We start from the raw sequence: 681 nt of genomic DNA on the forward strand, positions 1-681 counted from the left end.
GCATTTCGAAACCTTGAGCGGCAGGAACATCATGGCGATTTTTGAGCATGCCCTTGTGACCGCAAGAGCATGCCTAGACGAATACAAATCAAAACCTGATCTTGGATTGTTCGTGGAGGCCGTTTCAGACGGCATCTCTTACGAGTTCGCGAAGGCCCTTAGTGATTTTTGCGCCGGCGGCGATTCTGGAGTGTCCACAAATNAGTTGCCTTTGACGCTCCGGACTCGGCCGTACTGGCTAAGGCTGCAACGACACTAGCGCTCGACCCTGAGCCACAGAGCGTTGTGCTGGTCGGTGAAGTCACCTTCTTGAGTCACGAATCTGGCGACCCCGACCGTCTAATCCGTCTCAATATTGAAGAGGGCGCAACAGCGCGGAAGGCTCGGGTTAGACTGACCGAAGAGCAATATCAGATCGCAATGTATGCGCATCAAAATGAATTACGGGTCCAAGTAGCAGGCGAAATGGAGAAGGAGGGACATCTCTTCTGGATCTATGAGCCGGACTACGTCCAGATTCTCGATGAATCCGACCAGGTCCCACGTGTGCCCTCGACTTCATTTGAACAGGAGCAGCTCGAATTCTGACGCAGCGTGACGTTGCCGAGCTGGACCGGCCTGGATGCGCCATCGAGAGGTGTGCTAGAACAGTGGCGTGGAGCTACTGCATAGGGGCAAGGT

1 protein-coding gene is annotated in these 681 nt (G+C 54.3%); it reads left to right on the forward strand.

Going from position 1 to position 681, the window contains the following annotated elements; genetic code table 11:
• Window positions 1–285 precede the first annotated feature (285 nt).
• A complete protein-coding gene (locus ABD211_RS24660) occupies window positions 286–588 on the forward strand; it encodes a hypothetical protein (protein ID WP_344136548.1) in 303 nt (100 codons plus the stop codon).
• Window positions 589–681: the final 93 nt, after the last annotated feature.

It is taken from the genome of Luedemannella flava (assembly GCF_039528515.1).
Lineage (GTDB): Bacteria > Actinomycetota > Actinomycetes > Mycobacteriales > Micromonosporaceae > Luedemannella > Luedemannella flava.